The organism is Zunongwangia atlantica 22II14-10F7, assembly GCF_002094855.1.
Taxonomy (GTDB): Bacteria; Bacteroidota; Bacteroidia; order Flavobacteriales; family Flavobacteriaceae; genus Zunongwangia; species Zunongwangia atlantica.
On the sequence record NZ_ARYN01000001.1, the window covers coordinates 312,536 to 327,791 of the forward strand.

Sequence of the window (15,256 nt, forward strand, 5' to 3'; positions counted from 1 at the left end):
TGAAAAAAATGAAAAAAGGAACATATTTATTTATAGCGATATTGGTCATTTTAGGCACGTTTTCTTCTTGTGAGGATTTCCTGGAAGAAGATAACAAATCTGGACTAACAGCAGACGCTTATTACGGCACTTTAGAAGGAATAGAGGCACTGGTGAATTCCTGCTATACCCCTATGCGGTTTTGGTATGGGAAAGAAGATGGTATTGCCTTAACCGAAACCGGAACCGATATTTTTACTCGTGGTAACGGGATGGAAAATCCGCCGGTAGCCTTATATAATGCAGAACTGAATGGAGCAAACCAACCAATAGAATTTCATTGGACGCGACTTTACTCGGCTCTAAATACCTGTAATGCTGCTATAGGCCGTATTCCAGAATCTCCTTTAAGTGAAGAACTTAAGGTAGTAAGAGAGGCAGAAGCAAGATTCTTAAGAGCCTTCTACTTATGGCATATTGTAGAGACCTGGGGCGGAGTTCATTTATCTCTGGAAGAAGTAGAGAATATTCAGGAAACTGCCAATCGTACTTCAGAAGAAGATTTTTATAATCAGATTTTTACAGATCTAGAATTTGCAATTAATAACCTACCAGAAACTTCTTCCCAGAGCGGAAGAGCAATTAAACCAGCTGCTGAAGGTTTTATGGCCAGAATGCTTTTAACCAGAGGTCAATATCAGGAAGCAGCCAGTTATGCTAAAAATGTTATTGAAAACTATAATTTTCAGCTGGAAGATAATTATGCTGATTTATGGGATATCAATAATGTACAAAATTCAGAAGTTGTTTTTAATGTAAACTTTACGGCAAATCTTGTTTTTAATGAAGAATTAGATAGTCCCGAAGGCGATATTACTATTCGAGGTGGAGGTAATCAGGCACATCTTTTCTTTTTAATGACCTACGATCAACTACCTGGCATGATGCGAACCATAGATTATGGTAGACCATTTGCCAGATTTATGCCTACTGCTCATCTCTTAGATCTTTTTGATGAATCTATAGATGCAAGATATGATGCAACATTCCAAACGGTATGGTATTGTAATAATGAAGCTAACGCACCAGAGGGGATGCAAATTGGGGATACAGCAATTTATGCTACCAAGTATGTGGTTCCGCAATCTGTAAAAGATGAAAGTCTATATACAATTATCGATAGAAGTCGTACTTACGGAGATAATGATCAACCAATTGTTAGAGATCGTTTTATGTCTCTTAAAAAGTTTTTGGACCCATCTAGAGAAACGATTTCTCAACAACAAGGAAAAAGAGATGCCTTTGTAATTCGTCTTGCTGAAATGTATTTAATTGTTGCTGAAGCTGAAATGGAAACTAATCCTGCTGAAGCGGTAGAATATTTTAACGAAGTGCGAAGAAGGGCAGCTATTGATGGTTCTGAAACAGCGATGGAAATTACCGCCGATCAGTTAGATATCGATATGATCTTAGATGAAAGAGCCAGAGAGTTTGCTGGAGAACAATTAAGATGGTTCGATTTAAAGCGTACCGGGCAATTGGTAGAACGAGTGCAACAATGGAATCCAGATGCAGCCTCAAATATTCAGCCATATCATAGGCTAAGACCTATACCACAATCACAACTGGATGCGGTAACTAATAAAGATGAATTTACCCAGAACGAAGGGTACAATATGTAAATTAATTCAGCAATTAGTAAAGAAAAATTAGTTTGAAAACTATCGAATTTCAAAAATACAGAAGCTTCCTGTTCATTATTATTCTGGCTGTTATGGCAGTTGGTTGTAAAAACAAGGAAGAAAAGAAAACAGGAGCTGTTTCAACGGAGTCTGAAATGAAAATTTCAGATTCCCTGAAATGGTCTGAACGTATGTTACTTTCAGAAATAGCACGTTTCCCAGATCCTACACTTTTAGATTTTAGGGAAAAACCAAAATGGAATTATACCAATGGTTTGATTCTTACTGCTACACAGCGAGTTTATGAAGAGACAAATAAGCAGGCGTATTACGATTATATCTACGAGTTTGGAGATAAAATGGTAAATGAAAATGGAGAAATAAAAACCTACACGCAGCAAGATTACAAATTAGATGTTCTTAAACCAGGCGATGCTTTACTTTATCTCTATTCTCAAACTAAAGAGGAACGATTTTTAAAAGCATTACAAACTTTAAGAATGCAAATTACCGGCCAACCCAGAACTTCAGATGGTGGCTTTTGGCATAAAAAAGTTTATGAACATCAAATGTGGTTAGACGGTCTTTATATGGCACAGCCTTTCTATGCTCATTATACAAAAATGTTTAGTGAAGGAGAAGAGGCCGAAAAAGCTTATAACGAGATTGTAAAACAATTTGCGCTTATTCAAAAGCACACATTAGATGAAAAGACAGGTTTGCTTTATCATGGTTGGGACGAGAAAAAGCAACAGGATTGGGCAGATCCCAATACCGGGACCTCTGCCAATTTCTGGTCTAGAGCGATGGGATGGTACGGGATGGCATTGGTAGATGTACTCGATTATTTACCTGAAGATCATTCGGGTAGGAAAGATTTAATATCTTACTTAAATCAATTTGTAGATGCTGTAGCTAAAGTTCAGGATAAAGATACAGGTTTGTGGTATCAGGTTTTAGATAAAGGTGATTTAGAAGGAAATTACCTTGAAGCAACTGGATCGTCTATGTTTGTTTATGTAATGGCCAAAGGTGTTAATCAGGGATATTTACCTACAAAATATAGAACAATAGCTGAAAAAGGTTTTCAGGGGCTTTTAGACCATCTAGTTGAAGTAGAACCAAGCGGAATGGTAAATCTTAAAAAATGCTGTGCTGTAGCCGGTTTAGGAGGTGATCGTGATGGTTCTTTTGAATATTATATTAACGAAGAAGTTAGGGCCAACGATCCTAAAGGAACAGGCCCATTTATAATGGCAAGTTTAGAATTAAATAAATAAAGCAATGCGAAAAATTACATTTATAGCTTTACTACTATTAACTGGTTTTGCAAAAGCACAGGATTCAGACAATTATAAATCTGAAGTTTGGGTAGCAGATCAGGGAGACGGAACCTATAGAAATCCAATAATACATTCAGATTATTCAGATCCAGATGTTACCAGGGCTGGTGATGATTATTATATGACTTCCTCTAGCTTTAATGCCGCACCAGGTTTGCCAATTTTACATTCAAAAGATATGGTGAACTGGGAGCTTATCAATTATGCACTCCCAAAGCAGGTTCCGGTAGAACATTTTAATACTCCACAGCACGGCAATGGCGTATGGGCACCGGCTTTTCGCTATCACAATAACGAATTCTACATCTATTGGGGAGATCCAGATTTTGGAATTTATATGGTGAAAACAGACGACCCGGCCGGAGAATGGTCAGATCCTGTTTTAGTGATGGAAGCAAAAGGAGCTATAGATCCTTGTCCGTTATGGGACGAAGACGGGAAAGCTTATCTAGTTCATGCCTGGGCAGGTAGCCGTGCTGGTGTAAAAAGTATACTTACCGTACACAAAATGAGTTCGGATGGGACAAAAGTTTTGGACGACGGAAGACATGTTTTTGATGGTCACGACGATCATCCAACAGTAGAAGGATCCAAATTCTATAAAAGAAACGGCTATTATTACATTTTTGCACCTGCCGGTGGTGTTTCAACAGGATGGCAGCTTATTCTACGCTCTAAAAATATTTACGGCCCTTATGAAGAAAAAATTGTTTTAGAGCAGGGAAGTACTTCAGTAAATGGTCCACATCAGGGCGCTTGGGTAGAAACTCCAAAAGGTCAGGATTGGTTTTATCATTTTCAGGATGTAGATGCGTATGGAAGAATTGTTCATTTACAACCTATGGATTGGAAAAACGACTGGCCGGTGATGGGAGAAGATCATGATGGTAACGGCATAGGAGAACCGGTAATGACTCATAAAAAACCAGATGTTGGCCAAAATTATCTCGTGGTAACACCAAAAGAAACAGATGAGTTTACTGGCGATAGCCTTGGAATTCAATGGCAGTGGAATGCCAATCCAAATGTGCTATGGCATGCTAAATTACCGGGTAATGATTACTTAAGATTGTTTAGTATTTCACAACCTGAAGAAGCAAAAAACCTTTGGGATGTGCCTAATTTATTATTGCAGAAATTTCCGGCGCCATCATTTACAGCAAGCTCAAAAATTACTTTAATTCCTGAAGATGCCGATAAGCCACGGAAAGCCGGGTTTATCGTAATGGGAAGAGATTATGCTACGCTTACAATCGTTGAAAAAGATGGAGAATTTTATCTGCAACGAACTGAAGCTATTAATGCCGACCAGGGGAAAGAAGAAAAAGTTTTAGAGGAAGTAAAACTGAAATCTAATACGGTGTATGTAAAAGTAGAAGTTACGACTCCAGATGCGATGTGCCAGTTTAGTTTTAGTGAAAACGGAAGGCGTTTTAAAGAGATAGGCGAGCCTTTTAAAGCAAGGGTAGGAAAATGGATTGGAGCAAAGCTTGGCTTATTTAGTGTTAGTCCGGCCGATGCTAAGCGAGGAGGTTATGCAGATGTAGAATATTTTAGAATCACTAAATAAATTATAATGATGAAATTCGATAAAATCATACTTGTTTTTTTATGCTGTCTTTGCCTTGTGTCGTGTGGATCAAAGGAAGAAAAGACAGGTGATAAAGAACAATCTGAGTATGAATCACCGCTAACAATTTATTTGATAGGAGATTCTACGATGGCCGATTATAGCGGAGACTACGATGATAGAGATTATATGAAAACAAGATATCCTGTTATGGGATGGGGGCAGGTTTTTCAGCAATTCTTTATTCAGGATAGCTTAACCAAACTAAGCGGAATTATTAAAGCAGATTCTGTAATCGTAGACGATCGCGCCAGAGGAGGTCGTTCTACCAGAACCTTTTTTCAGGAAGGAAGGTGGCGAGCAGTATATAAAGATCTAAAAGAAAACGATATCGTTATTATGCAATTTGGGCATAATGATGGCTCTGAAAGTCATCCAGATCGTTATGTGAATATAGAAGGTTACAAAGAATTTTTAAGATTGTTTGTGAGTCAAACGCTACAAAAAGATGCGCTGCCAATCATTTTAACTCCGGTTGCGAGAAATTATCCCTGGAAAGATGGTCATCTGGAAAATGTTCATGGAGACTATGACCAGGCTCCAAAAGATATAGCCCAGGAAATGGACGTTCCATTAATCGATCTGAATAAAATGTCTATGGACTTTTTTTCAGAAAAAGGAGAAGAATATGTTTCTGAAAATTACTTTATGAATTTACCGGCTGGTAAATATGAAGCCTATCCCGAGGGGCAAAATGATAATACACACTTTCAGCCGCAAGGAGCTAAAGCTGTTGCGCAATTGGTTTTTAAGGGTTTAAAAGATTTATCCGATAGGTCAACTTCAGAAAAATAGCTTCAATGAAAAATTATGTACTGACTTTTATTTTCTTTTTAATAGGGTTTACTTCAGTAAAAGCTCAAAAGGAAAAACTGAATTTAAAGCCTTATTCGATTGAAACTACCTACGATCATTTAAAAAAATATCATCCGTTTGTAACGCCTATTCAGGAGTTGTCTTCAGAAAATATTCAGTCTAAAAGGGAAGTTGTTTACAAAGAGACTTCAACTTCAGCATTAAAATTAGACGTTTTTTACCCTAAAAATTCTACTGGTGAAAAATATCCGGGAGTTTTGCTTATTCATGGCGGAGGGTGGTTTTCAGGAATAAAAGAAAATCAGGCTGTAATGGCACAACATCTGGCAGAAGCGGGATATGTTGCGGTTACGGCATCTTATCGATTGGGAGAGGAGGCTAAATATCCCGCAGCAATTCTAGATTTAAAAGATGCCATTCGATGGATGAGAGAACACGCAGCCGAATTTAACCTGAATACTGAAAAACTAGCCACTTTGGGTGCATCTGCCGGAGCGCATTTGGCAATGCAGTTAGGAGTAACACCAGATTCTGAAGTTTATAAAGAAGAAAACAAAAATTTTTCAACTAAAGTGCAGGCGATCGTAAATATAGACGGAGTTGCCTCTTTAGCACATCCCGAAGCTGAAAAAGGAGCTTTATTAGATGCCTGGTTGGGAGAAACTTTTAAGGATGATCCCGCACTTTGGAGAGAAGCTTCACCCTTGGAATATGTAGATACTACAAGTCCGCCAACTATTTTTATTAATAGTGCGCAGCCAAGATTTCATGCCGGGCGAGATAGTTTTGTAGCCCTTTTAGATAAATATGGAATTTATAATGAGATTCATACAATCCCAAATTCTCCCCATTCATTTTGGTTGTTGCATCCCTGGTTTGAAGAAACTCTTAAGTACACCTTAGATTTTTTAGATAAAACTCTGAAAGATAAGTATGCAGAACCTTACCGAAAAATAACAGTCGCTAAGGATGGAACTGGTGATTTTAAAAGCATTCAGGAAGCAGTAAATTCAGTTCGAGTTTTTGGTCCGGGCGAAGTACTTATCAAAATAAGCAACGGAGTTTATAAGGAGAAATTGGTGATTCCGGCGCATATATCTAAACTCACTTTAGAAGGAGAAAGCAGGGAAAAAACGATGATACTTAATGATGATTATGCTAGTAAAATGAATCCCAAAACAGGCGAAGAATTCGGAACATTTTCATCGTATACCGTATTGGTGAGAGGAGCCGATGTTCATTTTAAAAATCTAAGTATTAAGAACTCTTCCTGTAACCAGGGGCAGGCGGTTGCTTTGCATATAGAAGGCGATCGTTTTGTAGCTCAAAATTGTAATATTTTGGGTTGCCAGGATACTTTGTACACCGCAACAGAAGGAGCGCGAGAATATTTTCAGGATTGTTATATCGAAGGTACGACCGACTTTATTTTTGGACAGGCCACGGTGATTTTTAATTCCTGTGAGATTAAAAGTCTGGCAGATTCTTACATCACGGCTGCTGCTACACCCAGAAACCAGGATTTTGGATATGTTTTTTATGATTGCAAACTAACTGCCAGTGATGATGTAAAGAAAGTTTTTCTGGGACGTCCCTGGCGTTCTTACGCGAAAACAGTTTTTATAGATACCCAAATGCAAGATCATATTACTGAAGAAGGATGGCATGCCTGGCCGGGAGATGATATGTTTCCGCATAAAGAAAAAACCACTTTTTATGCCGAATTTAATAGTAGTGGCCCAGGAGCGTCGCCGGAAACTCGGGTAGATTGGTCGCATCAATTAGCTAAAAGACAGGTTGAAAAGTATACGTATCAAAACATTTTTAGAGGTTGGATTCCATTGATGGGAAAACAGCTTAAAAAACCTTATAAAGAATAATATGAGAAATAAAGTCTTAGGTATTATTTCTATTTTTTTACTGAATTTATCTTTTGCATTCGCCCAGATCGATAAACAGGTTGAAGAAGAAATTTATGAAGGAGTTAATTTTCCCATGAAGCATTGGGACACTCCTAATATTAAAAATCAGGATTTTCTAATAACCGATTTTGGAGGTTTAGGAGACGGAATTTTTAAAAACACTTCAGCATTTAAAAAAGCCATTGCCAAAGCTACAGAAGTTGGTGGCGGTAAAATCATTGTACCAAGAGGAATTTGGTTAACAGGTCCAATTGAGTTAAAAAGCGGAATCAATCTTCATCTTGAAGCCGGAGCCGTTTTGTTATTCAGTAAAGATTTTGACGATTATCCTTTAATCGAAACCAGTTATGAAGGTTTAAATTCAGCACGATCTACCTCGCCAATATATGCCAATAATGCTGAAAATATAGCCATTACCGGTAGTGGTGTAATCGACGGAAATGGCCAGGCTTGGCGACCGGTTAAGAAAGCAAAAATGACCGATCATCAGTGGCAGGATTTGATAAATTCAGGCGGAGTTTTATCTGAAAATAAATCGGTTTGGTATCCTTCAAAATCAGCATTAAAAGGAAGCGAGTCAGATTTAAGCAGCTTTTCTTTAGAGGAACTTAAAGAAGTAAAAGCCTTTTTACGCCCTGTAATGGTAAGTCTTGTAAACTGCAAAAATATTTTGTTGGATGGGCCTACATTTCAAAATTCGCCGGCATGGAATATTCATCCTTTAATGAGCGAAAATATTATTATCAGAAACCTTAATATTAGGAATCCCTGGTATGCGCAAAATGGAGATGGTTTGGATATCGAATCCTGTAAAAATGTGTTGGTTTATAATAACACCTTCGATGTTGGTGACGATGCGATTTGTGTAAAATCTGGGAAAGATAAAGATGGTCGTGATCGCGGTATTCCTACACAAAATGTGATCATAAAAAATAATACGGTTTATCACGGGCATGGCGGCTTTGTGATTGGTAGTGAAATGTCTGGTGGTGTTAAAAATGTACATATTTCAGATTGTAATTTTATAGGAACCGATACCGGTTTACGTTTTAAAAGTACTCGTGGCCGTGGCGGTGTAGTCGAGGATATTTATATTTCTAATATCAACATGACGGGAATTACGACAGATGCCATACGTTTTAATTTATATTACGGCGGAAAGGCTCCAGATCTCTCAGATCTTACCAATATTAAAGAGGACGAGGATGATTATCCTGAAGTTTCTATAGAAACACCAGCTTTTAAGAATATTTATATGGATAATATTCAGGTTATTGAAGCTGAATCTGCAGGATATTTTATGGGACTTCCTGAAATGAACCTGGAAAATATAAAGCTTGAAAATTCTAAAATTCAGGCTAAAAAAGGAATGCGAATTATCAATGCAGACGGGATAACTTTTACCTCTGTTAAACTGATTACTGAAGAAATTCCAATTAAAATACATAATGCTAAAAATGTTGATTTTAGCGAGTTATTTTTTCAATCTGATTTTGAAAAACCTATTCAAATTTCAGGATCAAAAACAGCTAAAATTGAACTTAATTTTAATGAAGCTGGCAAAAGCTTCGACTTACAGGAAGGCCTTCAGGAATCTCAGATCATAAAAATAAATTAAGATGCTTAGAAAAGTAACCTACATTTTGCTGTTTGTACCATCGCTGATTTTTGCACAATACCCTTTTCAGGATTCAAATTTATCTACTGAAGATCGGGTGGAAGATTTAATAGGACGATTAAGTACAGACGAAAAGATCGATCAATTAATGAACGATGCCCCTGCAATAGAACGATTGGGAATCCCTAAGTACAACTGGTGGAATGAAAGTTTACACGGAGTGGCACGCGCTGGATACGCCACGGTTTTTCCGCAATCGATAAGTATTGCTGCCTCCTGGAATAAAGATTTGGTTTATGACGTCGCCACTACTATCTCTGATGAAGCAAGGGCAAAATACCACGAATATCAGCGAAGAGATCAGCATGATATTTACCAGGGATTAACCATGTGGTCTCCAAATATTAATATTTTTAGAGATCCAAGATGGGGAAGAGGTCACGAAACTTATGGCGAAGATCCTTATCTTACTGGTCAGTTGGGGATGAATTATGTAAAAGGGCTACAAGGGGATAATGACAAATATTTTAAAGTTGTAGCGACGGCAAAGCATTATGCCGTGCATAGCGGTCCTGAAGTTTCCAGGCATGTGTTTGATGCAAATCCTAGTCAGCGTGATTTATGGGAAACCTATTTGCCGGCATTTAGAACTTTGGTGAAAGAAGGGAATGTTCAATCGGTAATGACAGCGTATAACCGAATTTGGGGAGAGCCGGCCAGTTCTAATACTTATCTATTTGAAGTTTTACGAGATTATTGGGAGTTTGATGGTTATGTAGTTTCAGATTGCGGGGCGATAAATGATATTTGGGAAGATCATAAGACCAGTAAAAATGCAGCTACAGCTTCAGCATTAGCATTAGAAAAAGGAACCGATCTAAATTGCGGAGATACCTATAAAGCTTTGAAGCAGGCCGTAAAAGAAGGTGAAATTTCCGAAGAAAAAATCGATATCGCATTAAGAAGATTATTCATGGCACGCTTTAAATTAGGAATGTTTGATAACAATGCCGAAGTGCCTTACGCACAGATTCCTTATGCTCAGGTAAATAATTCAACTCACCAGGCACTTGCCAGAAAAGCGGCAAGGGAAAGTGTGGTTTTATTAAAAAATGATAATCAAATATTACCAATTTCAAAAGATATCAATCGAGTGGCTGTTATTGGTCCTAATGCCGATAATGTTCAATCCTTGTGGGGAAATTATAATGGAACACCTAAAAATGCGGTGACCATTTTACAGGGGATAAAAAATAAATTATCTCCTGAAGTGGAGATTCTTTATGAAGAAGGCACACCAATTGCCAGTGAAATCCCCAGTATGTCTACGATACCTTCCATCTATTTTGAAAATAGCGAAGGAAAGCAGGGTTTAGATGCCTTTTATTACGATAATAAAGATTGGGAAGGAGAAGCATTGTTTTCAAGAATCGATGATAATATCGATTTTATTTGGGATATCAATCCGCCCGATCCTCGTTTAGCTTTGCAAAATTATAGCGTTAAATGGGAAGGTTTTATAAAAGTTCCTGTAAGCGGAACTTATTATTTTAGCGATTGGGGTAAACCTTATTTAGATTTTAAAATAGGCGACACAATTGGAGGCGGAAAACATAAACATCATCCTTCTTTGAATCCAAAAGAGATGAAACTTGAAGCTGGAAAAAAGTATCCTATCACAGTAAAATATAGCAATTTATACGGAAATGCTGAAGCAAGTATGAAATGGAGCAGGCCAAACAGCAGTTCTAAAGACAATGCCGTTAAAATAGCCGAGCAATCTGATATTGTGGTTTTAGCTTTAGGTTTAAATGAACGTCTTGAAGGTGAAGAAATGAGCGTTGAGGTTGAAGGTTTTTCTCGCGGAGATCGTACAAGCTTAGATTTGCCAAAAAATCAGGTGGATTTAATGAAGGCTGTTGTGGCAACAGGTAAACCCGTAGTTCTGGTTTTAATTAACGGTAGTGCATTATCGATTAATTATGCTAACGAAAATGTAGACGGAATCCTAACTGCAGGATATCCCGGGGAGCAAGGAGGTAATGCAATTGCTGATGTTCTATTTGGCGATTATAATCCGGCAGGTAGATTGCCAGTAACCTATTATAAATCTACAGATCAATTACCAGATTTTGAAGATTATGATATGGAGGGAAGGACTTACAGATATTTTGGTGGCGATCCTTTATACACTTTTGGGCATGGTTTAAGCTATACCAGTTTTAAATATTCAGGCCTTAAAATAACGAATATTGATATTAATGATGAATTAACTTTCTCTGTGAATGTCACAAATACGGGAGATTATGATGGTGACGAGGTGGTTCAGTTATATTTTAAAGATGAAAAAGCAAGTACGCCAAGACCAATAGTTCAGTTGGCAGCTTTTAAACGGATTCATCTAAAAAAGGGAGAAACTAAACAAGTGAATTTAAGTATAAAACCAAGCCAATTAGCTTTAATAAATGCTAAAGATAAATTGGTGATAGAACCAGGCTGGTTTAGTATCTACGTTGGAGGAAAATTACCCGAAATTGGAAGGAAATCAAATGAATTTTTAAAAGATCGCTTTAAGATTAAGGGAGAAGATATTCCTGTAAATTATTAAAATAGATTAAATAATATAGATAGAAACTTAAGAGACTAAAATTTTACTACATAGGGATAATTTTAGTCTTTTCTTTTAATTAAAATTGAAGAGAATAATTGGATCAAGTTTATACCCTGGTAATGCTAAATCGGTTATTCTTTTTATTGAATTATTAGTGTTAAATATACATTTAAAATAATTTGATAAAATATCGTGTTATTATTTGATAATTAACTATCTATTATGTAAACTTGTGGTCAAATTAACTATTCTTTAATATTTATTACGAAAACGATATAGTTTTCGATTAAAAAGGAAATCAGAAAAATTTTTAAACTAATGTGTAATCGATTGCAAAACGAATTTACTTATGAAATATAACTACCATAAGATGAAAAATTCCTATTTTAAAATCGCAAAATTTAAGCTTAATAAGAACGCAATTTTAAGTTTTGTGATTTTTGTTCTATTTGCTTTTACTGGTTATTCTCAGGAAATAACAGGTACAGTAAAAGATACTAAAACAGGTGATCCCCTTATGGGAGTAACCGTTTTAGAAAAAGGTACGCAAAATGGTGCGGTAACAGATTTTGATGGTAATTTTAGTATTACAGTTTCAAGTACAGATGCCATACTGATGTTTTCTTACGTAGGTTTTAAAAACCTGGAAAAAGCTTTAAATGGTGCGACTAATCTGGATGTTAGTCTTGAAGAAGACCTAAATCAATTAGGTGAAGTGGTTATTGTAGATTACGGATACGGAAATGTAAAAAAGGAAGATATGACGGGATCTGTAGCTACCATGACGAGCAAAGAATTTGCTAAGATTCCGGTTTCCAGTGCTGCAGAAGCTTTAGCTGGTAGGCTTCCCGGGGTGAATGTCCAAACTGCAGATGGTGAACCAGGAGCTGCAATTAATATTAGAGTTCGTGGCGGTGGATCTATTACCCAGGATAACTCTCCTTTATACGTTGTAGATGGTTTTATAGTTGGCGGGATAAACGATATTCCACCTAATGATATAGAAACGATTAACGTATTAAAAGATGCGGCAGCTACTGCAATTTATGGTGCTCAGGCAGCAAACGGAGTTGTGGTTGTGACTACCAAAAGTCCTGTTGTTGGTAGGGTTTCTATAGATTATAATAACTTTTTTCAGTGGAATTTCCTACCTAAGGATAGAAAGTATGAAGTTTTATCTCCTTACGAATACGTTTTCGCTAATTATGAATATGCTAAATTAAGATCTGAGGCAGATGTTAGAAATTACGAGCGTTATTTTGGAGTATATGATGATATCGATTTATATCGATCGATGAATGGTACAGATTGGCAGGATGAATTATTTGGAGATGCTAAAGTTACTCAATTTCATAATTTAACGGTAAGTGGAGGAACTCAGCAAACAAAGGTACGTCTAAGCGTTAGTAATAATAACGATGAGGGATTACTTTTAGGCTCAGGATACGAAAGAACTGCGATCAACTTTAAATTAAATCAGCAATTAGTTGAAGATAAATTAGATTTAGATGTATCAGCACGTATTACGGATACCGAAATTGATGGAGCAGGAACATCCCGAAATGCACAGATTGGGATTAAGGAAGCAGTACAAACAAGACCGGTAAATGGATTGGCAGATGAATTAGATATCGATCTAAATCAATTAGGGTCTGATAATGATTTTCAGCAGTTTTTATTAAGCCTTATAAGTCCGGTTGAATTGTCCAAACAAGACTGGAGAAAGAGAACAGAAAATGATTATGTTTTAAACGCTGCAGTGAACTGGAATATTTTAGATAATCTTAGTTTTAAAACTACTTATACAAGATCTAAAGATTATAGAGAAGAATTACGCTTCTATGGGCCATTAACAGGAGAATCTTTTAATAATGGAGGAAGTTTACCATTAGGTTTTAAAGACAATCGCGAGAGCTTTTCTTATCGATGGTTAAATACATTGAACTTTAAATATAAAGAGTTAGAAAATCATAGTTTTGATTTGCTTTTAGGGCACGAGGTTTATTCAAGCGGAGGAGATCAATCATTTATTAGAGCTGAAGATTTTAGACTATCTATCACTCCTGAAGAGCTTTTTGCAAATATGGCTTTTGGTAGAGTAGATAATCAATATACCAGAGAGTTTACAGAAAGTAACAGGCTGTCTTTCTTTGGTAGATTAGATTATCAATTTATGGGTAAATATCTAGCCACAGTAACTGTTAGAGCAGATGAGTCCAGTAAATTTTCCAAAGAAAACCGTCTTGGTGTTTTTCCTGCTGTAGCACTTGCCTGGAAGATAGATCAGGAAGATTGGCTACAAGATTCAGATGCTATTAATTCTTTAAAACTGAGACTTAGTTACGGTGAGACAGGTAATGATAGGATAGATGCCACTGCAACTCAGTTTTTATTTAGCGCTACCACAAATAGAGGTCCTGGTTTTGGCAATATGGATAATGTTTATTACACGCCAAGTAGTGATGTTTTATATAATCCAGATTTAGTTTGGGAGACTACCATAAATAGAAACTTAGGTTTAGATTTTGGATTGTTTAGAAATAAGGTAAACGGAAGTTTGGATGTTTATTATAATACTACAAAAGATCTGCTTTTAAGGTCTGCAATTCCAAACAACACAGGGTTTTCAGAACAATGGAACAACATAGGAAGTACTTCTAATAGAGGTGTAGAGCTTGGATTGAATGCTTATATTGTAGAAAACGAAAACTTCAATTTTTCTACCACCTTTAATTTTGGTTTGAATAGAGCAAAAATTGAAGAACTAGATGGAACAGACGAGCGCTTTTTTAGATCGAACTGGGCAAGTACAGATCTAAATAATATCAATGATTATTATCTAAAATTAGGAGGAACTATTGGTGATATTTATGGTTATGTTACTGATGGATATTATACTGTAGATGATTTTGAAAGTTACGATGAGGTAGCCGAGGAGTACATCCTAAGAGAGGGAGTTCCCGCTTCTGGTGCGGTAGTAGGAAATTCAGATATTCGTCCTGGATTCCTTAAGCTAAAGGACCTCAATGGAGATGGAGTTATCAATGCAGATGATCGCCAGGTGATAGGAAATACTTTACCAAAATTTCAGGGAGGTTTAGGTTTTAATGCCAGCTGGAAAGGTTTTGATGCCTCTATCTTTTTCAACTTTCAATATGGGAATGATGTTTATAACACCGGGAAGATTCAATTTAATCAATTCCGTCGTGTAACTTATGGTAACATGTTACAAACAATGAGTACCGATAATCGCTACACTTATATAGATGCCAGTGGAGATATAACTGGTACACCGGGAGAAATCGTTACAGATCTAGATCAATTAGAAGCCTTAAATCAGGATAAAAATATATGGTCTCATGCCAGCCACGGTATAGCAGGCGCAGTAGTACATTCCTGGGCAATAGAAGATGGCTCTTTTGTAAGATTAAATAACTTAACACTTGGGTACAGCTTACCTAATAAATTGATCTCTAAACTTGGGATGAATCAATTTAGAATTTATGCAAGTGGTAGAAACCTGCATATTTGGACCAATTATTCAGGATATGATCCTGAAGTAAGTACATCTGGAAACAATTTAACTCCCGGGGTAGATTATTCTTCTTTTCCTAGAAGCAGATCTTATACTGTGGGACTTAATTTAACTTTCTAA

At 36.7% G+C, this 15,256-nt stretch carries 8 protein-coding genes; all 8 read left to right on the top strand.

From position 1 onward, the window contains the following. The first annotated feature begins 8 nt into the window (after positions 1 to 8). The 8 genes from IIF7_RS01305 to IIF7_RS01340 all read left to right on the top strand — a co-directional run bounded on the left by IIF7_RS01305 (position 9) and on the right by IIF7_RS01340 (position 15,256). Positions 9 to 1,661 carry a RagB/SusD family nutrient uptake outer membrane protein gene (locus tag IIF7_RS01305; protein WP_084839857.1) on the top strand — a complete coding sequence of 551 codons (1,653 nt, stop codon included), beginning with the start codon at positions 9 to 11 and terminating at the stop codon, positions 1,659 to 1,661. A 32-nt stretch (positions 1,662 to 1,693) separates the two neighbouring features. After that, positions 1,694 to 2,941 (top strand): glycoside hydrolase family 88/105 protein, encoded by a 1,248-nt coding sequence (locus IIF7_RS01310; protein WP_245801469.1) that lies wholly within the window; start codon positions 1,694 to 1,696, stop codon positions 2,939 to 2,941. Positions 2,942 to 2,945: 4 nt separating this feature from the next. Next, positions 2,946 to 4,574, top strand: a complete 1,629-nt coding sequence (locus IIF7_RS01315; protein ID WP_084839858.1) for a glycoside hydrolase family 43 protein — start codon at positions 2,946 to 2,948, stop codon at positions 4,572 to 4,574. A 6-nt stretch (positions 4,575 to 4,580) separates the two neighbouring features. After that, positions 4,581 to 5,429: a rhamnogalacturonan acetylesterase gene (locus IIF7_RS01320; protein ID WP_084839859.1), complete on the top strand. Its 849-nt coding sequence runs from the start codon at positions 4,581 to 4,583 to the stop codon at positions 5,427 to 5,429. A 5-nt stretch (positions 5,430 to 5,434) separates the two neighbouring features. After that, a complete protein-coding gene (locus IIF7_RS21035) occupies positions 5,435 to 7,330 on the top strand; it encodes a pectinesterase family protein (protein WP_084839860.1) in 1,896 nt (631 codons plus the stop codon). A gap of 1 nt (position 7,331) precedes the next feature. Then, positions 7,332 to 8,990, top strand: a complete 1,659-nt coding sequence (locus IIF7_RS01330) for a glycoside hydrolase family 28 protein (protein ID WP_084839861.1) — start codon at positions 7,332 to 7,334, stop codon at positions 8,988 to 8,990. A gap of 1 nt (position 8,991) precedes the next feature. Then, on the top strand, positions 8,992 to 11,598 hold the full coding sequence (locus IIF7_RS01335; RefSeq protein ID WP_084839862.1) for a glycoside hydrolase family 3 C-terminal domain-containing protein: 2,607 nt from the start codon (positions 8,992 to 8,994) through the stop codon (positions 11,596 to 11,598). 352 nt (positions 11,599 to 11,950) lie between these two features. Then, entirely contained in the window at positions 11,951 to 15,256 is a 3,306-nt protein-coding gene (locus IIF7_RS01340) for a SusC/RagA family TonB-linked outer membrane protein (RefSeq protein WP_245801470.1), read from the top strand.

Excerpts from the sequence above, each read along its gene's own strand:
- IIF7_RS01305 (WP_084839857.1), top strand. The coding sequence starts at position 9 with ATGAAAAAAGGAACATATTTATTTATAGCGATATTGGTCATTTTAGGC.
- IIF7_RS01315 (WP_084839858.1), top strand. The coding sequence starts at position 2,946 with ATGCGAAAAATTACATTTATAGCTTTACTACTATTAACTGGTTTTGCA.
- IIF7_RS01320 (WP_084839859.1), top strand. The coding sequence starts at position 4,581 with ATGATGAAATTCGATAAAATCATACTTGTTTTTTTATGCTGTCTTTGC.
- IIF7_RS21035 (WP_084839860.1), top strand. The coding sequence starts at position 5,435 with ATGAAAAATTATGTACTGACTTTTATTTTCTTTTTAATAGGGTTTACT.
- IIF7_RS01330 (WP_084839861.1), top strand. The coding sequence starts at position 7,332 with ATGAGAAATAAAGTCTTAGGTATTATTTCTATTTTTTTACTGAATTTA.
- IIF7_RS01335 (WP_084839862.1), top strand. The coding sequence starts at position 8,992 with ATGCTTAGAAAAGTAACCTACATTTTGCTGTTTGTACCATCGCTGATT.
- IIF7_RS01340 (WP_245801470.1), top strand. The coding sequence starts at position 11,951 with ATGAAATATAACTACCATAAGATGAAAAATTCCTATTTTAAAATCGCA.